The sequence below is a fragment of the Actinomadura nitritigenes genome (genome assembly GCF_017573545.1).
In the GTDB taxonomy this organism is placed as follows: Bacteria; Actinomycetota; Actinomycetes; order Streptosporangiales; family Streptosporangiaceae; genus Spirillospora; species Spirillospora nitritigenes.
Genome location: NZ_JAGEOK010000030.1, coordinates 48,354 through 67,450 on the forward strand (window position 1 = coordinate 48,354; position 19,097 = coordinate 67,450).

At 71.1% G+C, this 19,097-nt stretch carries 13 protein-coding genes; 9 read left to right on the forward strand and 4 right to left on the reverse strand.

Annotated elements, in window-relative coordinates; translation table 11 throughout:
- Window positions 1-58 precede the first annotated feature (58 nt).
- The 5 genes from J4557_RS36655 (at window position 59) to J4557_RS36675 (ending at window position 6,877) form a co-directional block, all read left to right on the forward strand.
- Entirely contained in the window at window positions 59-1,477 is a 1,419-nt protein-coding gene (locus J4557_RS36655; protein WP_208271398.1) for a hypothetical protein, read from the forward strand.
- 37 nt (window positions 1,478-1,514) lie between these two features.
- Window positions 1,515-2,996, forward strand: coding sequence for an SCO6880 family protein (locus J4557_RS36660; RefSeq protein ID WP_307800411.1), 1,482 nt, complete (start codon window positions 1,515-1,517; stop codon window positions 2,994-2,996).
- On the forward strand, window positions 2,993-4,567 hold the full coding sequence (locus J4557_RS36665) for a putative type IV secretion/conjugal transfer ATPase (RefSeq protein ID WP_208271399.1): 1,575 nt from the start codon (window positions 2,993-2,995) through the stop codon (window positions 4,565-4,567). Before J4557_RS36660 ends, J4557_RS36665 begins: the two co-directional genes overlap by 4 nt.
- 972 nt (window positions 4,568-5,539) lie before the next feature.
- Entirely contained in the window at window positions 5,540-6,322 is a 783-nt protein-coding gene (locus tag J4557_RS36670; RefSeq protein WP_208271400.1) for a hypothetical protein, read from the forward strand.
- A 219-nt stretch (window positions 6,323-6,541) separates the two neighbouring features.
- Window positions 6,542-6,877, forward strand: coding sequence for a hypothetical protein (locus J4557_RS36675; RefSeq protein WP_208271401.1), 336 nt, complete (start codon window positions 6,542-6,544; stop codon window positions 6,875-6,877).
- Between the two features lie 345 nt (window positions 6,878-7,222).
- On the opposite strand, the gene J4557_RS36680 is transcribed toward J4557_RS36675, so the two are convergent.
- A complete protein-coding gene (locus tag J4557_RS36680; RefSeq protein WP_208271402.1) occupies window positions 7,223-8,119 on the reverse strand; it encodes a sigma-70 family RNA polymerase sigma factor in 897 nt (298 codons plus the stop codon).
- Window positions 8,120-9,758: 1,639 nt separating this feature from the next.
- On the opposite strand from J4557_RS36680, the gene J4557_RS36685 reads away from it, so the two are divergent.
- Both J4557_RS36685 and J4557_RS36690 read left to right on the forward strand, forming a co-directional pair.
- Complete coding sequence (locus J4557_RS36685) at window positions 9,759-10,463, forward strand: hypothetical protein (protein ID WP_208271403.1); 705 nt, start codon at window positions 9,759-9,761, stop codon at window positions 10,461-10,463.
- Between the two features lie 48 nt (window positions 10,464-10,511).
- Window positions 10,512-11,386, forward strand: a protein-coding gene (locus tag J4557_RS36690) for an IS5 family transposase (protein ID WP_372442571.1) whose coding sequence is annotated in 2 segments (ribosomal slippage) — window positions 10,512-10,862 and window positions 10,865-11,386 — 873 coding nt in all. Because the reading frame shifts where the segments join, the coding sequence is not laid out codon by codon here.
- Here J4557_RS36690 and J4557_RS36695 read toward each other — a convergent pair.
- Complete coding sequence (locus J4557_RS36695; protein ID WP_208271404.1) at window positions 11,383-12,072, reverse strand: response regulator transcription factor; 690 nt, start codon at window positions 12,070-12,072, stop codon at window positions 11,383-11,385. The two genes, J4557_RS36690 and J4557_RS36695, sit on opposite strands and share 4 nt — an antisense overlap.
- A gap of 163 nt (window positions 12,073-12,235) precedes the next feature.
- On the opposite strand from J4557_RS36695, the gene J4557_RS36700 reads away from it, so the two are divergent.
- On the forward strand, window positions 12,236-12,688 hold the full coding sequence (locus J4557_RS36700; RefSeq protein WP_307800412.1) for a response regulator: 453 nt from the start codon (window positions 12,236-12,238) through the stop codon (window positions 12,686-12,688).
- Here J4557_RS36700 and J4557_RS36705 read toward each other — a convergent pair.
- The gene (locus J4557_RS36705; protein ID WP_208271405.1) at window positions 12,678-14,723 is read right to left on the reverse strand and encodes an ATP-binding protein; all 2,046 of its coding nucleotides are present in this window, start codon (window positions 14,721-14,723) and stop codon (window positions 12,678-12,680) included. The two genes, J4557_RS36700 and J4557_RS36705, sit on opposite strands and share 11 nt — an antisense overlap.
- Window positions 14,724-15,830: 1,107 nt before the next feature.
- The gene (locus tag J4557_RS36710; RefSeq protein WP_208271406.1) at window positions 15,831-17,729 is read right to left on the reverse strand and encodes a hypothetical protein; all 1,899 of its coding nucleotides are present in this window, start codon (window positions 17,727-17,729) and stop codon (window positions 15,831-15,833) included.
- A 378-nt stretch (window positions 17,730-18,107) separates the two neighbouring features.
- On the opposite strand from J4557_RS36710, the gene J4557_RS36715 reads away from it, so the two are divergent.
- Window positions 18,108-19,055 carry a helix-turn-helix domain-containing protein gene (locus tag J4557_RS36715; RefSeq protein WP_208271407.1) on the forward strand — a complete coding sequence of 316 codons (948 nt, stop codon included), beginning with the start codon at window positions 18,108-18,110 and terminating at the stop codon, window positions 19,053-19,055.
- Window positions 19,056-19,097: the final 42 nt, after the last annotated feature.

Below are 19,097 nucleotides of genomic sequence, written 5' to 3' on the forward strand. Positions count from 1 at the left end.
CCGTGTCTGAGTCAAACGGCTGCGCGCCTCCTGCGCGATGCCGTCCGGGGGGCGCTCGGTGAACGATCTTCTCAACCAGGCGTGGGCCTGGCTCGTCCAAAAGCTGCTCGACTGGGCACTGGGAAGCTTCGAACAGTTCCTGACCTGGTGGATCGCCGGCAGCGGTACCGCCTATAACGTGCAGCTGACCGGCGAAAAGGGCGGTGTTCTTTACGACCTCCGTCTGTACACGAACTGGCTGACCGCGGCATTCGCGTTCGCCGGATTTCTCGTCGCGGCGTTCCGCATCGCGATCCAACGTAAGGGTGCGCCTTTCCGGGACGCGATGGTGCAGTTCTTTGAGCTGGCACTGATCATCCTCACCGTTGCCACGATCGTGAATCTGGCGAATATGGCCGGAGATCAATACTCTCAAATGATCATCGAGCATATGAAGCCGAAGGATGACGCCTGGCAGCAGAAGTGGCAGGACGGAGTCCAGTTGATCCGCGGCGGCGACAAGGACGATGTATCGTTCGTTCTCGCCTTCTTTGCCGCGGCCGCGGCGCTCTCGTCATGCATTCAGTTCGTGCTGATGCTCTTCCGGAACGGCGCCCTGATAGTTGTGGTGGGGATCCTCCCGGCGGTGGCGGCGTCGAGGTTCACTTCTTACGGGAACGCCGCCTACCGGCGGTGCATCGGACTGCTGGTCACGTTCATCGTCGTCAAGCCGGTCATCGCGACCATCGATGCCGCGGCCTTGAAACTGATGACGTCCGACTATGAAGCCGATCGCCTTTTCGGTCTGGCCCTCGTCGCGGGCTCGGTGCTGGCCATGCCCGCGACCCTGCGCGCCGTGATGCCCGCGGCCACTGAGGGGCAGAGCTTCTTCGGCATCCGCCAGGTCGGCCACTTCGCGTACGGCGGCACGTCCGTGACCATGAGGAGCCGGGGACTCTCCCTGCTCGGCATGTTCGTTCCCGGCGGCGGGTCGAGTTCTGGATCGGGCGGTGGCGGTGGTGGCGGTGGTGGTGGCGGTGGCGGCGGCGGTGGCGGCGGCGGTGGGCCGAACCGGACCCCGCCCCCGACCCCGCCCCCGACCCCGCCCCCGCCCCCGAACTCGAACGGCGGTGGCGGTGGGCCGCGCTCGAACCCGAACTCGAACCCGAACGGCGGCGGTGGCGGCGGCGGTGGCGGTGGCGGTGGCGGTGGCGGTGGCGGTGGATCGGCCGGCGGGCGGCAGGGTGGCACCGGAGGACCGGGCGGTTCCTCCGGCGGCCCGGGGAGCCAAGGTCCCTCAAACAACCCCCCTGGCGGAGGATCGGGGTCGTCCTCGGTGCCTCCCTACCAGCCTCCGCCCTACACCCCCCCGCCCGCGCCCTACATTCCCCCCTACAACCCCCCGCCTCCTGGCGGGAGCGGAGGATCGGGCGGCGGTAGCGGCGGTCCGAAGGGAGCCAACAACGGTGGAAGCGGAGGGCCCAGTGGCAACCCGTAACCCGCTAATGCGTAGCCAAGGAATGAGGTGAACTGGAGTGGCAACCGAATATCAAGAACCGACGTACGGGAACTGGCGCAAGCCGGTGTCTCCGGGGATCGGGCGGCTGGGACTCGCCGGAACCCTGATCCTCATGGTCGGGCTGATCATCGTCACCCTGCTCGCGATGGCGTCGCTGGTGGTCGCCCTGGTCGGCGCAGTGGTCCTGGCGGTGGTGATGCTGCCGCTGGTCATCCAGGACGTGCACGGACGGACCGCGCTCCAGTCGCTCACGGCCCGGTTCAGCTGGTGGTCCGGCCGGTCCCAGGGGTGGCACCTCTACCGCTCGGGGCCGCTGAGCGTCGTCCCGCACGGCGTGTGCCGGCTGCCGGGGCTGCTCGCGCAGTCCCGGCTGGTGGAGGGTCGCGACTCCTACGGGCGCCCGTTCGCCCTGATCGTGATCCCGTCCACGAAGCACTACACGGTGGTGTTCGACTGCAATGCCGAAGGCGCGGCGCTGGTCGACCAGATCCAGATCGACACGTGGGTGTCCCACTGGGGGCAGTGGCTGGCCTCGCTGGCCTACGAGCCGGGCCTCGTCGCCGCGAGCGTGACCATCGAGACCGCCCCCGACAGCGGAACCCGTCTCCGGGAGGAGATCCACAGCCACACCGATCCGAACGCTCCGGAGCTGGCCCGAGCCGCTCTGGAGGAGATCGTCTGGAACTACCCGGTCGGCAGCGCGCGGGTGTCCACCCGCGTCGCGGTCACCTACGCGGCCCTTCCGCAGCTCGGAGGCAAGCGCCGGGACCAGGAGGCCATGGTCCGGGAGATCGGGATGCGGATCCCCGGGCTGATCTCCGGGCTCTCGATGACCGGCGCCGGGTCCGCCCGTCCGATGACCGCGGAGCAGCTCGCCCGCGCCGTGCGGATCGCCTACGACCCGGACTCCCAGTCGGACATCGAGGCCGCCGAGGGCCAGGACCTGCGCTGGGACGACGCCGGTCCGGTCGCGTCGCAGGAATCCTGGGACCACTACGTCCACGACAGCGGCCATTCCATCACCTGGGGCATGTCGGAGGCGCCCCGCGGCGAAGTGCTGTCCAGCGTGATGAACGGGCTGGTGGCGCCGCATCACGACATCGCGCGCAAGCGCGTCACCTTCTGCTACCGGCCGCACGATCCGGCCTCCGCCACCCGGATCGTGGAACGGGACCGCAGGGACACGCGGTTCCGCCTCGACGGCTCCGCCGCCGCGGCCCGGAACGAGATCGACGTCATCAAGAGCGACCAGTCGGCCCTTGAGGAGGCCAGGGGTGCGGGGGTGACCCGGTTCACCATCCTCGTCACCGCCACCGTCCGCTCGGCGGAGGAACTGCCCGTCGCGGCGGCGGCCATCGACACGCTCTCCGCCCCCGCGCGCCTGCGGCTGCGGCGGATGTACGGGTCGCAGGCGTCGGCGTTCGCCGCGGCCCTGCCGCTGGGCATCGTCCTGCCCAACCACCTTCAGGTCCCGGCGCTGGTGAGGGAATCACTGTGAACGGTCCGCTGGAAGCGATCCCCCTCGGCCCGTCCGGAGAGCCGCCCGCCGCGGACGGCGCACGGAAGGGCAAGCAGCGCAAGAAGGACAAGAAGAAGGCCGCCAAGCCCGAGCTCAAGCCCGGGTTCAGGGGCTTCAGCCGCCGGGGCGGGGGCCGGGCCTCCTTCGTCGAGGCGCCGCCGGAGTGGCGCGGGACCACGGTTCAGGTGTGCGGGCTGTGGCCGTTCGGGGCGGGGTCGGGAACCCCGATGATCGGTGTGCCGCTCGGCCGGGAGCTGACCACGGGCGCCGCGCTGTGCTGCGATCCGATCTCGTGGTTCCAGCGCGCGAACCTGATCCACAACCCGTCCGCCCTGGTCCTGGGCAAGCCGGGGCTGGGCAAGTCGACGCTGATCCGCCGGATGGTGGTGGGACTGGTCGGGCAGGGGGTGTTCCCCATGGTGCTCGGCGACCTCAAGCCGGACTACGTCGACCTGGTCCGCGCGATGGGCGGGCAGATCATCAAGCTCGGCCGGGGGCTGGGGTCGCTGAACGTGCTCGACCCCGGCGCGACGTCCGCCGCCGTGGCCAGGCTCCCGGAGGAGGCGCGGCGGAAGCTGGTCGCCGACGCCCACGGCCGCCGGCTGAACATGGTCTCCGCGCTGCTCACGCTCCTGCGCGGCGGGCCGATCGCCGACACCGAGCGCACCGTCCTCAACGCGGCCCTGCGGGTGCTGGACGAGCGCCACCAGGGGGTGCCGATCCTGCCCGATCTCATCAAGGTGATCGACGACGGGCCGGAGCGGCTGCGGGCCGTGACCCTGGCCCGCGGTGACGAGGCGCGGTACCGGGCGGCCGTCGACCCCCTGCACGCCTCGCTGCTCGGGGTGCTCGACGGGCCGATGGGCGAGACGTTCGCGGGCCACACCACCACGGGGATCGAGCTGGACAACCCTGGCGGCGTCTGCATCGACATCAGCGGGATCGACGACTCCGACGCCGAACTCCAGGCCGCCGTCCTGCTGGCCTGCTGGTCGGACGGGTTCGGCGCGATCGAGGTCGCGCACGCGCTGGCGGACGAGGGCCTGGCGCCCCCGCGGCACTTCTTCGTCGTCCTCGACGAGCTGTGGCGGGTGCTGCGGTCCGGCCGCGGCCTGGTGGACCGGGTCGACGCCCTCACCCGCCTCAACCGCCAGCGCGGCGCGGGCCAGGTGATGATCACGCACACCATGGCCGACCTGCTGGCCCTGGCGGACGAGTCCGACCGTATGAAGGCCAAGGGCTTCGCCGAGCGCGCGGGCATGGTGATCTGCGGCGGGCTGCCGCAGGCGGAGATGCCCATGGTGAACGAGGTGGTGCGCCTGTCGTCCATCGAGGAGCGCATGATCGTCGACTGGTCGACGCCGCCCTCCTGGAACCCCGACCTGAAGGAGGACAGCGAGCCTCCGGGCCGCGGCAGGTTCCTGGTCAAGGTCGGCGGCCGGCCCGGCATCCCGTTCAAGGTGGAGCTGACCTCCGTCGAGAGGGAGGTCAACGACACCAACAAGCGCTGGACCAACTCCACCACGAGGCCCCCCGCCAGGACCATGTGACCGGCCCGGGCGCGGTGGCGTCCGCGCACCCGCGGTGCGGTGCCGAGCCCGGGCGGTCGACTCCGTCGGCCAGGAAAGGAAAACCGGCCCATGTCGTCGCCGCCTCAAGAACCCACCGAGGGAATGGACTTCTGGTCGGTCATCGAATTCGACGGGGAGCCCCGGAAGAAGGGGACCCTCGGTACCGAGAACGACAAGCGCGTCGCCGGCCGCCTCCGGGCACCGGCCCCCGTTGAGCACGCGCCCCGGACGGCCCTGACCTCCGTAAGGCCGGCGCCCTTCCCACCAGACCCCGCCGCCGAGCAGCCGGTTCCCGCCCCCCACGTGACCGAACCTCGCCGACCCACCGGCCACGCCACCCCGAAACAGAACGGACCGGAGCCCGTCCCCCCGCCGAAACCGCCCCGAACCGCCCCGCCACCGCCGAAACGACCCAGAGTCGAACCGCGCCGAGCCGAAGCGCCCCCGGCTGAACCGCCTCAGGCCGCCCCGCCAACGGTCGAGCCACCCCAGGCCAAGGCCCCATCGGCGGAACCACCCCGGACCGAACCGCCACCGGTACAACCGCCCCGGGTAGAGCCGCCCCAGGCCAAGGCGGCATCAGCGGAAGCGCCCCAGGCCGAGGCGCCAACGGTCGAGCCGCCCCAGGTTGAGCCGTCCCAGGTCGAGCAGCTCCCGGCCAAGGCGGCATCGGCGGAACCGCCCCGGACCGAAGCGCCACCGGTACAACCGCCCCGGGTAGAGCCGCCCCAGGCCGAGCCGCTCCAGGCCAAGGCGGCATCGGTGGAACCGCCCCGAGCCGAAGCGGCATCAGCGGAAGCGCCCCAGGCCGAGGCGCCAACGGTCGAGCCACCACGAGTCGAGACGCCTCCGGTCGAGACGCCTCCGGTCGAGACTCCTCTGGTTGAGCCGCCTTCGGTTGAAGCGTCCTCGGATGAGCCGCCTGCGGCCGAGCCGGCGGACGCGGCGCCGGTGCCGGACGAGGACTGGAACACCGCGGCGCGGATCGCGGCGTCGATCAGGCCGTCGATCGGCAGCATGTGGATCGACATGCTCAGCCGGCATACGGGCGGCGATCCCGCCATGGCCCGGAAGGTCTACTACGTCATGGGCGGCCTGCACCTCATCGGTGAGCTGTGGCAGGACCCCCGTGTCATGGAAGTGCACGTCCGCGGTACGCGGGTGACGGTGTTCGGCGAGCACGGCGTCCACGAGGTCGCCGGGTTCCCGAGCGAGGCCGCCGCCCGCCGGGCCGTCGAGAGCGCCGAGGCCGCGCAGGACCGGATGGACGCGCGCGTGACCCGCGCGGGCGAGTCGGTCGTGGTGAGCCGGCGCACCATGCGGGGCCCGACCATCGCCCGGCTTCTCGACACGGGAGTCGTCACCAGGGAACTGCTGTCCCAGGTCGAGGGGGCGCTCGCGCGCCTGGAGGCCGTGACCGTGACGGGGCCTGCCGCGCGGGTCGTCATCCGGGCCCTCGCGCCGCTCGTCCCGCCGGGGAGCCGGGTCTTCGAGGGACCGCACGCGGTCCTGCCCCCCGGCTGCGTGGCCGCGGCGGAACCCCTGGACGCCGACTACGTGATCGGTGTGCGTCCCGGTGCCACGGCCGAGCGGATGGCATCGGCCGGGCAGGTCGGAGCGCTGATCGCCAACCCTGAGTCGGAGATCCGGGCGGCCGTCAGGCTCGTCGTCACGGGCCGGTCCGCGGCCCCCGAGCTGGTGATGCGCGCCCTGACCCGGGTGATGGCGCACTGAGCGCGAGCCCGCCCCGGCGGTGACGGCCGCGCTCCGGCGGCGGCCGGGGCGGGCTCCTCCCATGCGCTCGAAAATGAACGTTGCGGCGGGCCGCCATGTCCGGACGGTACCTATACGAGGGCCCTGGAATGGGAAGGCGAAGAGCCCGGCCCGGCGATTGGGATTCGCCTTCGACGTCGAATCTTCGGCCGACTTCATGACATGGAGGCATCGACCGCAATGAGCCTGGTCACCGGTGGCCGATCGGGGGAGGAAGTTGACGGGCCGGAGGGGAAACCCGATGAGTTCCTGGAGCAGTTGGCAACCGAATTGAACTCCGCGCAGCTATTGCGTGCCCGAATGGAGCGCACGGCCGGAGGCGCATGGGTCAGGGTGGTCAACCCGAAGACCGGATGGTTCAGCGAGCGGGTGATGTGCTACCCGGATCCGCTGGCGGACGACACCCTCTGCTTCTGGTGGGAGTGGGGCTCGAAGATCGGCCGGGTGGACGACGTGCGCGGTTGCGCCGCGGTGATCGCTCGCGTGCTGGACCCGGGCCCGGAGGTGGGCCCCTGATGCGGGAGGTGGCGCGGCCCGCGGCGCGGGCCGCGGCCCTCCCTCGGTGAGACGGCCCCGCCGCGGCGGGGCCGGTGGATCGCCGGAGAGCGGTGGAGGCGGACCCGTCCGCCGAATGCGCAATCCATTTCCCCCGGGGAGTGGCAAAAGCGCGCCGACTCCGGACGATAATAGACGGGGTCGCCTTCCGACTTGGTACCGGTCGGCAAAGGCGATCTCATGTGAGGAATCCTGCTCCCTTGGCTGCCAACGGCGCCAGTTGAGGGAGCAGGTGCCCCTTTCCGGCGATCGGTTAACGGCTCGCCGTCCACCGGGAACCGTATTGTTCCCGTAATCGGGAGCTGTTCAGATCGCGCCCGCCACTGGCTCGACCAGCTTGGCCAGGGCCTTTTGCTGGATCTGCCGTACGCCCTCGCGGGAAAGGCCGAGCTGCTCGCCGATGAGGCGGAGCGACTGCCCCGGCTCGCCGTTCAGGCCGAACCGGCGGGTGAGCACGTGGAGCTCGCGGGCATCGAGGCTCGGCAGCCCCTGGTCGTGGAGGGCGCGGAGCTGCGACCGCAGCTCCACCTTGTCCTCCAGGTTCTGCGTCGGATCGACCAGCCGCTCCTCGAGCGAGATCATCTCGTCGTCCCTGCCGCTGACCGAGGCGTGCAGGCTGTCCAGCCGGGGGGCGTCCAGGACGCGGCGGACCTGCGCCTCGGTGACGCCGGCCCGCTTGGCGATCGCGGCGGGGTCGGGCGGGGACGCCTTGCCGTTCTCCTCCAGCAGCGCGCGCTCCGCGGCGAGGATGGCCGGGCGCTTCTCGAAGTCGCCGAGGTTGAGGTTGGGGTGCTCGGCGTCCCGGACGGCCCGCAGCACCTCCCGCTGGATCGGCTTGAAGGCCCAGCTGGCGAACAGGCCCTGCGCCGGGTCGTAGGAGGAGATCGCCCACAGCAGCCCCACCTTGCCGGCGCTCTCGTAGTCCTCACTGTGCTCGGACGACCGGGACGTGAACGCGGCGACGTACCGGCGCACCAGTCCGAAGTTCGCCGTCATGATCTCGTAGGTGAGATCGTCGAGCTCGCGCTCGGCCTGCCGCAGCTCGGCCTCCCGGTCCGTGGCCGCCTCGCCGGTGCCGCAGCTCGTGCGCAGTTCGGCGATCTTCGTCTGGAGTCGCCTCCGGCGGGCGAACAGCTCCTCGTTGCGTGTCCGGATCCGGTCAGAAGTCTGAGTGCCCTCGCCGGCCGGCCGCACGGTCTCCATCGTCTCTCCCCACCTCGTGATTCACGCAGCCATCAGACGAAACGATCTCGGAGAAAAGGGCAGCCTCAAAAGGGTTGTTGACATGCTCGTTGAAACTCCGGAACGCCCGTTCGGCGTCCGCGGAGCCGGCGCCGCGGAGCAGCCGGAGGAGAGAAATTGCAGGTGGAGACGGTCATCGGCGACCGGTGGCCGTCCTGCTGGTTCGCGGTGTGCCGAGTCGCTGTTGATCTGGAGTTGATCTCGGCTGGAATTCGTGTTGAAACCTCGGAGAACGCTTGCAGAGGCCGTGATGCACGAGTGTGGCCAAGAAGAAGTGTTGATGGCGCGCGCGTCCGGCGCCTACCTGGCGTCGATACCGCCCTCGCGGGCCGTCGGCCGGGGCGCCGCGGCCCGGCCGCTCCGCCCGGCGGGGCCGGCGAAATCAGTTCACGGAGCGCGATTCCTTCGAGCCCGCGAACTGGCCCTGATAGTTTCAGGAGTAGTTGAAGTGCAACTTGCAGAGCTCGCAGCGGAGGCAGGAACTCTGCATCGGCCACGCGCTTCGCGCGGCATTAGCCTTGCGGTTGCGCGCCTTGCGCGACCGGCGTTCGCGACGCCGTCCGCCTGCTTATTTTCACATAGTGATGTATCCGCGACAATCCCGGGGCGGGATCCGGTTCGCGCCATCGCGCCGTGCGGCCTCCGCCGTTCGAACAGCCCGCGCTCCGGCCGGTGACCTGGACGGAGAGCCGCGCGAACTCGAACATATGAGGATGTTGATCTTCCAAGCCGTCGCGGCGGCCGCGTTGTCGACCGGCCCTTGGGTGCATCCTTTCCCCGGCCTGCGACGTCGGCACCGCAGGGAAGTTGAATTTTAAAAGAGATCGGCGAGAGGGGCCGCGGGCGGTGTTTCGGCCACAGGTTCACCGGGGCGGGGAAAGCCCTGAAACCCGAGATTGAAATATGCCGTGGAATTATCGGGCGCCCCGCCGTATCGTCCTATACCGGAGCGCGCGTGAACGTCTCGCCGCCGGCCGGGCGGACGGCCGGAAGTCGGCCCTCCCGGGCCCGGCCCGCAGTCATGATCACCGATCGCCCCGTCCGGCCCCGTCGATGGGGTGACCTGGCGGGCGATCGGCTCGCGCGCAGGCAACGGCCGGGTCGGCACGGGCGGCCCGATCGGTGCCCGGTAATCACGAGAAACGCCCGTAAGCTCGGCGAACAAAGGGGAGCAGGTCACCGATACCACGTCAAGGGCCCTTGCTTCCGCGTGAGTGCTGTGCCGCCCTCCTGAAGCGATGTACCTTACACAAAGGCCGCTGTTCACGCAGCTGTCTAACCACTATCGTGCAGGCACGATTAGCATGAAGTCAGCTCAGTGTTCAGGGGGCGGGGGCCCCATTCCTACTGCCGCACCGGCACGTACGGAGCTGCCTGAGCCGAAGCTCGAGGAGGGGACGTTGGAGTTTGCCGAAGATCCACTTGATCGTGCCGCCTTCGTTCGCGGCACTCAGGCTCGCCGGGCGCTGAGGGGCGCCGCTCGGCGTGCGGCGAGGGGCCGCGCCGCCGCCGGCAGCACGGCCGGCGCCACCCGCCGGTCCGCTCCGGCGGGAAGCCGAGGATCTGCCGGCTGATGCACCCTCAGTTCGTACATGCCCGGGTGGAGTCCCCTCCCCGCGGCGTCCAGGACCTGACCGTCGACGACGCCGCCGACCGCGACTCCCTCGTCGCGGCGGGCCAGGCCCTCACCTGGCGGGCGCGGTTCACCGCCGGTTCCCGCACCGCGATACCGCTGTCGGAGACGTGCGCGGTCGTCGTCGAGAGCGAGGAGCCGGCACCGGAGGGCTGGAACGACAGATTCGTCCGCGGCCTCGCCCACCGCCTGGCGGGCGAGCTCACCATCGCCACCTTCGGCGCCGGGGAGCGGCCCGCCCCCGTCTCGAGGGAGGACGCCGACTGCGTGGAGTTGCTCGGCTCCGCCATCGACGGGCTCGGCCGGCTGCTGGCCGACCTGGAGGACGCCCAGACGCCCGAGGAGACCGCGGAACGGATGGTGGCCGACACCGCCGGCACCCACCTGGCGCTCCTCGGCGTGGTCGCCGACCAACGGGTCGCCGTGCGGCAGGAGGCCGGGTTCACCGTCCACAGCGTGCGCTCCGTCGCGGCGGGGGCGACCCGCGCCGATCTCGAGCGGGCGCGGTCCCGCGTCGGGCTGCCCTGGCCGTCCCAGGCGGGCACGAGCGTCGGTGAGGAGCTCGGGCTGGCCCGGTGGTGCACCGCGATGCAGGTGCGCGGCCACCAGATGTGGAGCAGCCTCCAGGACGACGACGCGCTCGTCACCGACCTGTGGCTCCGCGATCCCTAGGGCCTGTTTTGCGGATCTGGATCTTTGGGTTGTGGCTGGATGGTGGCCATGGTGCGGCGACACGAGTTGACCGATGCGGCTTGGGCGCGGATCGAGCCGTTGCTGCCGGTCGCGTCCGGGCCTGGTGGGCGGTGGCGTGACCACCGGCAGGTGATCAATGGGATCTTGTGGAAGATCCGGACCGGCGCGGACTGGCGGGACGTGCCCGAACGCTATGGGCCGTGGCAGACGCTCTACCAGCGGTTCCGCCGCTGGAGTAGGGACGGGACCTGGGACCGGCTATTGGCCCACGTCCAGGTGCACGACGATGCGGTCGGGGTGGTGGACTGGTCGGTGGTGTGCGTGGACTCCACCATCGTGCGGGCCCACCAGCACGCCGCCGGCGCCCGCAAAAGGGGGAACAGTCGGGGACGAACCCGGCATCACAGCAGGCGCTCGGGCGGTCCCGCGGCGGATTGACCAGCAAGATCCACCTGGCCTGCGACGGCCGTGGCCTGCCGCTGGCGTTCACCGTGACCGCCGGCAACATCAACGACTGCACCCGGCTGATCGAGGTCGTCGAAGCCATCGCGATCCGGCGCGCCGGGCCGGGCCGTCCGCGGACCCGGCCCGGGCACCTGATCGCCGACAAGGGCTACTCCACTCGCATCATCCGCGACTATCTGCGGCGCCGGCGCATCCCGCACACCATCCCCGAACGCAGCGATCAGGTGGCCGCCCGGGCACGGCGGGGCCATCGCCGCTGCGGATTCGACCGTGACCGCTACCGGCGCCGCAATGTCGTCGAACGCTGCTTCAACCAGCTCAAACGCTTCCGCGGCCTGGCCACCCGCTACGAGAAGCTCGCCGCCCACTACCGCGCCGTCGTCACCATCGCCAGCCTCGTCCTCTGGCTCAACCACGATCCACAAAACAGGCCCTAGCGCGCTCCGGGGACGAGGTACCCGTACCCCGTCTGGGTGACGATCAGGCCGTCGCCGAGTTTGCGGCGCAGCCGGGAGATGTGCTCGGCGAGCGTCCGGGAGACGCCCCGGCTGGTTCCCCACACATCGAGCATCAGCTCCTCCTTGGAGACCGCCCGCCCGCGGTTGGCGGCCAGGAACTCCAGGATGGAGTACTCCAGGGGAGCCAGCCGCACCACCTCCCCGTTCTTGAAGACCTGCCGGGCGGCGAAATCGATCACGATGGGAGGGATCTCCAGGAGGTGGTCGTCCGCCTCGTCGTCGCGCTGGACGCCGGCCGTCCCCTGGGTGCGCCGCAGGACCGCCTCGATCCTGGCGAGCAGCACCTCCGGGTTGAACGGCTTGGTGATGTAATCGTCGCCGCCGAGCCGTAGCCCGAGCGTCTGGTCGTGGACCTCGGTCCGCACCGTCAGCAGGATGACCGGGACGTCGTTCCCCTCCTGGCGCATCTCGAGGATCAGCGACAGGCCGTTGACGTCCGGCAGGTTGACGTCCAGCAGCGTGATGTCGACGTTCCCGCGACGGAGTGCTTGCCGGGCGAGTTCTCCGGTGGGGACGGCCTCGACCCGGTGGTGATGCTTGCGCAGGAGGGTGGAGACCACCTTCACCAGGCGGGGATCGTCGTCTACAACCAATATCCGCGCCATACCTCATCGTATCCGGATAGAAGGGTTGGTCAGGGAAGAATGGAGTGGGAAGCGGACGGCGAGCACCGCCACGGGCGCAATCCGGCCCGCCCCTCCACCACCAGGGGAACTCCGTACGGAGGCGGGTACCGTCCCGCCTGACTCATTTCCGTCCGAGCACTGCGTGACCGCGCTGATACGCTCACTCGCGGCCATCTCGGAAATCGAACGGAGGCAAGGTGTGCGGGTGCTCATCATTGAGGACTCCGGGGTCGGGCAGTTGCTCCGTACGATCGTGAAACGCGACGGTCACGAACCGGTTCTCGCGGGGACGGGAAAGGATGGCTGGCGCCTGCTCATGGACCGGGACCGCCCCCCGGACCTGCTGATCCTCGACCGGATGCTTCCCGACATGGACGGTGCCGAGGTCCTGACCCGGCTTCGGGAACACGCCCCCACCGTCGGCCTTCCGGTTCTCGTCCTCACCGCGGCTGCTCGCTCCTCACTTCATCTGGACGACGGCGCGCTGACCCGCGTCCTCGCCAAGCCCTTCGATCTCGCCGAGTTGCGCGGCGTGCTCGCCGATCTGGCATCGGTCGACGCTCACCTTCACGGCGGCGCCCGTCTCACTCCGTAGAGCCGGTCTGCGGTTCATCGTCCTGATCTTGGTCGGTCGGCGCAAGGGGAAGCCGGAGTTCGACCTTGAGCCCGCCCGACGGCGCGTCGCCCAGGTCGATCCGCCCGCGCATCGAGGTCATGAGGAGGTCGGCGATGTGGAGGCCGAGCCCCGAGCCCGGAAGGTCCTGCGTGGAGGGCGACCGGTAGTAGGGCTTGAGCGCTGCGAGGAGCTCCCCGGCGGGGATGCCGGGCCCCTCGTCGCAGACCGTGAGCACCCCGTGTCCCGCCTCCCGCCGCGTCTCCACCGTCAGCTTGCCCTCCGGAGCGTACTTCTCCGCGTTGCGGAGGACGAGCACCAGGCACTGCCGCAGCCGGACGGGATCGCCGCGCACGGTGATCCGCGACGGCGTGCAGACCACCGTGCGGGAGGCCACGGAGGGCGCGCTCTGCAGCGACCGCCGCAGCAGGCTCGAGATCTCGATGTCCTCCTCGACCGCGACGGGCCAGGCGGAGGGGTCGCCGTCGATGACGAGCATCAGGTCGGCGATGACGTGCTGCATCACCTCCACCGAGTCGAGGATCGCGCCGATCGACTCGGTGTCCTCCTGGTTCTCGACGGCGGTCTCCAGCAGCTGCGCGTGCCCGCGGATCGTGGTGAGCGGGCCGTGCAGCTCGTGGTGCACCGAGGCCAGCAGCAGGTGCCGCATCTGGTCGAGCTGCTGCCTCGCCGACTTGTCCACGAACACGGCCGTGAGCAGCTCGGACGCTCCGGGGCCGGAAGCGGCCGAGCACGAGACCTCCACCCACAGATGGCGCCCGTCCCGGGTGTTCAGCCGCGGCGTTCCGGTCAGCCCGTCGGTGAGCTCGATCGGGGCTCCGTTGGAGCAGACCAGGCTGAAGAGGTCCTCGCTCCGGCGGCCGAGCGCCTCGTCCGCCGGGATGCTCGTCAGCGCCGCCATCGCGGAGTTCCACACCTCGACCCGGCCGGAGGCGCCGAGCACGAGGATCGCGACGTCCGAATGGTCGATGGCCGCGCTGAGCCGGGCCCGCTCGACCTCGAGCTCGTGGGCCGCCCAGGTGTTGGCCCAGTAGGCGCCGAGCGCCCGGGCCGTCCCCCTGATCGCTCCGCCCAGGACCCCGGACAGCACCCAGAAGCTCAGGTACAGGCCGGTGAGCCGCGTCCACCCCATGAGCAGGTAGCCGGCGACGCGCCCCCCGGGGGCCTCCAGCGGGAAGTGCACGCCGGCGCGCCATCCGTCGGGCAGGGCGTCCTCGTCGACGAGGTACGGCTGCGGCCGCGGCGGGAGCCGTTCGAGCCAGGCCAGCTCCTCCGGCCGCCGGTGGTAGCGGGTGATGCCCTCGGCGGAGGCTTTGATCCATATGTCCCCTGCGGGGAGGGAGGTGTGCAGCCAGAGCACCCCGGATCTCGTGATCTTGCGTAGATCGCCCACGAAGGAGGCCAGGTCCGCCGCCTCCGCATGCCGGTGGGCCATGACGTAGGGCAACTGCAGCAGCCGCTCGGCCGTGCTGAGCGCCGTCTCCCGGGTCCTCAGGACACGGGTGTCGAAATAGTAGACGGCGGCCGGGAACACGGCGAGGACCGCCCAGGCGACGTCCCCGGTCCGCACGGCCCTGAGGACGAGGAAGGCGAAACCGGCGGTGCACGCCGCCTCCATCAGGTCCTCCGCGATCAGCGGAGCGTGCACGGACCGCCTCATGATCGCGACGATCAGCAGTGCGGCCACCAGGAGCAGGACCATCTGCGTCACGCTCGGCGTCCGGCTGGGCAGCCCCGCGGGGCGCGCCGTCACCAGGCCGGTGACGGCCAGCGTGAGCAGGGTCTCGATCGCGTCCAGCGCGATCCTCCACCGCCTCGTGCGCAGCAGCACGGCCTCGCCGAGCAGGACGGCCGCGGCGCCCGCCGGTGCCACCAGCCAGTACGGGACGAGGCAGTAGCCCAGGGGGGCCATGAAGGCCACGAGGGACGTGGTCGCCGAGGGCGGCCGGGAGAACCAGACCGCGGTTCGGCCGGAGGCCAGCCGGGAGAGCCTCATGCCGCCCTCGTCCCGGGGGACGCGTCCCGAGCCCGGCGGCGGGAAGCGGCGGCGCCGGCGGCCGCGGGCGCCGGGCGGGCCCGCGCGGCCATTCCCTCAACTCCGGAAAAGAGGCGTCCGCCGGGGTGCGCAGACGACCTGCCGGCACGCCTATTCCCGATCAAAATCCTGCTCCTTCATTCGTCGATCCATTCGTGCGGGCGAACAGACGTACGCCTGAGAGCGCTTTGGAGTGGTGGCTGAGTTGAGCATGGCATCCAGGAACGTTGCTGGCCGTCTTCGCTGCAGTGATCGAGTCGAGGTCGGACGAGGCTTTCTGATGCGTCGCTACAGACGACCGTCCGCTCACTGCCCGGCGCTGCAACAGGTCGGTTCCACATGATGGGCGGTCGTCTCACTCCATGAGACGATCGGTGGTGCGGGCGGCACGCGGTGCGCCGCCTTCTCAGACCGGGCCGCCGCGCCATGCGGTGCCTGAGGCCCTCAGGCCGGCCGCCCCGGCGGCGCGGTGGACATGCGGAGTCTCGTCGGAGCGCGGCGGCGGCAGGGCGGTCGTGCCGCGGGGAGCCGCGGGGCGGAGGGCGTCGACGGTGCGGTTCGAGGATGGTCGGCGGCGGTGGGCGGTCGGGAAGGTCATGCGGTCACCGTGTGGGGAGAAGGAAAACGGTTCGAGTGGCTGGTGGAATGGTGGGATGCGGCGGGCTTGAATCGGAGTGGCGGTGCGGGCCGTTGCAAATCATCGAGGCCGCATAATGGAACGATGCAAAAGGCCGGTGGAGCGGCACTGGTTTTCACTGGTACGGCCACCGCGCCCGTTCGCCGGAGCCGTCTCGCCGAAGGAGGCGACGGCGGCGACCAAGCGCTCGTCTCGAGCCCGCCTCGTCACAGGCGGGCCGGTGCGGAGTCCCCCAACCGGTTATTGTCCGCTGGCGGCGATCCGCTTCCCCGGTTCGCCGGAATTCCGGCTGTGATGTCGGCCACCTGCGGCCGGGATCCGAGCGCGGCGACGGTGGACGCGGCGTTCCGGCCGGACCCGGTCCAGGCCCCGCACGTCTCGCCGACCGGCGCGGCCGGGCGCGGCATCGAAAGACACGCTGGTCACGACCATCATGAACGACTCCTTCGCGAGTTCCGGGCGGCGTCGGCGGCATCTCCGCCCCACGGGCCCCGGTACAGGGCGGCGCGGTCGAGGCCGCGCACGCGCGTGCGGGCGGTGAGCAACGCGCCCTCCACCAGGCGCCCTTCGCCGGGGAACTCGGCGGACAGCGCGCGGGCGAGCATCAGGACGGCGTCGACGCCGCCGGCGGCCCCGGCCCAGCCGCCCGCCCGCGCCCAGGACGCCAGCGTCTCCGGGCGCCGGTCGGCGTGGCCGGCGGGCATGGGGCACGTCCATATCGACCGGAAGCCGTCCCAGTAGGGCTCGTGCCCCTCGCCGGTGACCCCGGTGATGTGATGCGGCGGGGCGCCCAGCCACAGCAGCAGCCCGTCCAGCACGCCGCGCTCGCGGGGAGCGGGGGACTTCACCTGCGTCAGCCGGGCCTTCAGCGGCCCCTCGTCGGGGACGCGGTCGAGGGCCGTCAGCCAGCCGGCGAGGCCCGGCAGGACATAGCCGAGCCGCCCGGTGCCGGACCCGAGGGCGAGCAGGTCGGCCACGCAGCCGGTGCCGTGCCCGGCCAGCGCCGCCAGGCGGTCCGGTGCGACGGGGCGCAGCGGGTCGAACAGCACGTCGCCGAAGGGGCCGAGCAGGGACTCCGGGAGGCGGTGGGCGAGCATCCCGTACCAGGCGACGAGCCGGTCCGGCGGCCCGAACGCGAGTTCGGTCATCAAGGCGCACACCGCGCGGGGGTTCGCGGCGAGCGCGCCGAGCGTCGCGGGCCACTGCGGCCCGCCGGAGGCGACGGCGTCCAGGTCGATCATGTCGAGGACGACCAGCGCCGCGGTCTCGGCGCCGGCGTTCTCGTCCTCGCCGCGATCCGCTGGGCCGAGCAGGGAGGCGAGCAGGTCATCGGCCTGCCCGAGGTCGGCCCAGCGTTCGTGCAGGAGCGGGACGTCTTCGGGTGCGTGTTCGCGGATCAGTGCGGTGAGGATTTTGCGGGCGCCTGCGTCGCCGAGTTCGCGGTGTCGTCCGGTGGCGAGCAGGTCGCGGACGTCGGCGGGGTCGTGGGTTCCGCGTTCGACGGCCTGCAGGACGGTGGCGGGCCAGTCCAGCCCGCCCAGCACCCGCACCACGGTGGCGGGGTCGGTGTCGGCGAGCGGCGCGGTGGCCTGCGCCAGATGCCCGATGACCTCGGCGTGCGAGCGTCCCCGATCCCCGAACAGGTCCGCGAGCATCTCGGCGTAGGCGCGGCCCGGGGTGTCGCGTTCGGGCAGCCGCGGTGTGCGCCAGTCCAGCTCGGTGGTCCGGTCACGGACCTGCCGGGCGAACGCCAGCGACACGTTGCGGTTGCCGCTCTGGTCCCAGGTCGCGGCGCTGAACCGGGTCCGCCACCCGTACGGCAGCAGCGCCGCGACGGTGTCCAGGAACGCCAGCCGATCCACAGCCGACAGGTCAGGTGCGGCGGTGATGGTGACCGGCCCGTCGATCAGCAGGGACGCGGCGGCGGCGACCCGCTGCACCCCGAACCGCTGCAACGCCCGCGCCGGGACCGCCGGATCCAGCGCCGCCACCCCCAACTCCACCCCCTCGGCCGGGAACGGCGGCGTCAACCCCGCCAACGCCTCATACAAACCCGTATAGGACACCGGCACCGCACGCAGCGCCTCATACGGCACGCACAGGTAGCGGGTCTCGGCGATCGGACGCCCCGCACCATCGGCCTCGCCCGTCCAGTCCTCCAACGCCACACCGATACGGGTCCCGTCATCGCCGCCGCGGACCTCGCTGATCGTCACCCACGGCAACGCCGCCGGCCCCGACCGCCCCGGCGACGGCGTCCCGAGCGCGAAATGCCGCAGGATGTGCGCATAGTCACCCGCCGAGAAGTCCGGCCCCCCACACCCCGTCACCCGGTACTCGTCATAACTACCCGGCGGCTTACCACGGACCGCCCACCCCGCCCGCAACCTCACCAGATGCGCAGCACACATAGAAACTCCCGGGGATGGTCCCGTCCAGGCATGTCAGGTCTCAGCTCACCACACGGATGGGGGCACTCCATGGGAGCACGCGTTCACCGAAGATAGGAGGGGCCGCGGGCGGGGGCTTGCCGCGCTGCGCACGGAAGTTGCCGCCGTATGCAACGGCGAGCGCACTTGCCGATCGGTCGTGCGAGCGTACGCTGGCGATTGCCGTCGAGGCACGCGTGGATGCGCATAGCCGAATTCTGTGCATGCTAGGCGGCAGGACGAGCAGTTGTGAGCGTGTGTGCCTGCGGGGAGACCGTCTTGAGCTACAGCGTCACCGCCACGGCGACCGATGACTACGCCCCCCACGAGCGCGTTGAGCTGTGGAGAGAGCGGACCAACGCCTACCAGTCCGCTCTCGACATCCAGTGCCCCTCTCCGGGGGACTTCCACGGCAGGATGATCCGCCAGTACAGCGGGGACTACCAGCTCGTCTCCTACTGGTCGACCGAGACGCACTACCTGCGGACGCCGGATCTGGTCCGCCGCGAACCCGACGAGAACTACCGTCTCCTGATCCCGCTGTACGGCGTGACGGGCCTGGTCACGGACAGGAGCGAGGCGACGGTGCGGCCCGGCACGGGCGCCCTGCTGTCGATCGCCCAGCCGTGCCGGTTCACCCAGTCCGGCCCGCACCGTGCCGCCCTGCTGACGATCCCCGCCCGCGAGGTGCCCGGCCCGTATCCGGCCGCCTGCTTTTTCGACGTGTCCAAAGGTCTCGGCCGGATCGTGGGCACCATGATCGGGCTCCTGCGGGACGAGCGCGACGAGCTCACCGCCGCGCAGTTCGACGCCGCCTGCGACCGCATCACCGAGCTGCTCCGCCTGCTCATCGAGGGCGCCGAACAGCCCCCCGCCGCCGGACGCCTCGCGGACGTGGAGGCGGACATCCGCCGGTACGTGCGCCGGAACATCGCGGATCCGGATCTCAACGGCTCGTCGGTGGCGCGCGGCATCGGCTGGTCACTGCGCCAGGTCCAGCTCGCGCTGCAACAGGCCGGCACCACCCCGCGCGAGCTGATCCGCGAGGAACGGCTCCGGCTCGCCCGCGAACGGCTGCGCGACCAGCGCCACCGGCACGTGCCGATCACCGACATCGGACACGCGACGGGCTTCCCCTCGTCCAGCGCCTTCAGCGCCGCGTACCGCCGCCGCTTCGGCGAAACCCCTCGGGACACCCGCCGGCGGGCACTGGACGACACGGCCTGACGAGCGCCACCCGCCAACCAGCCGGGCGTGTGCCGTCGACAC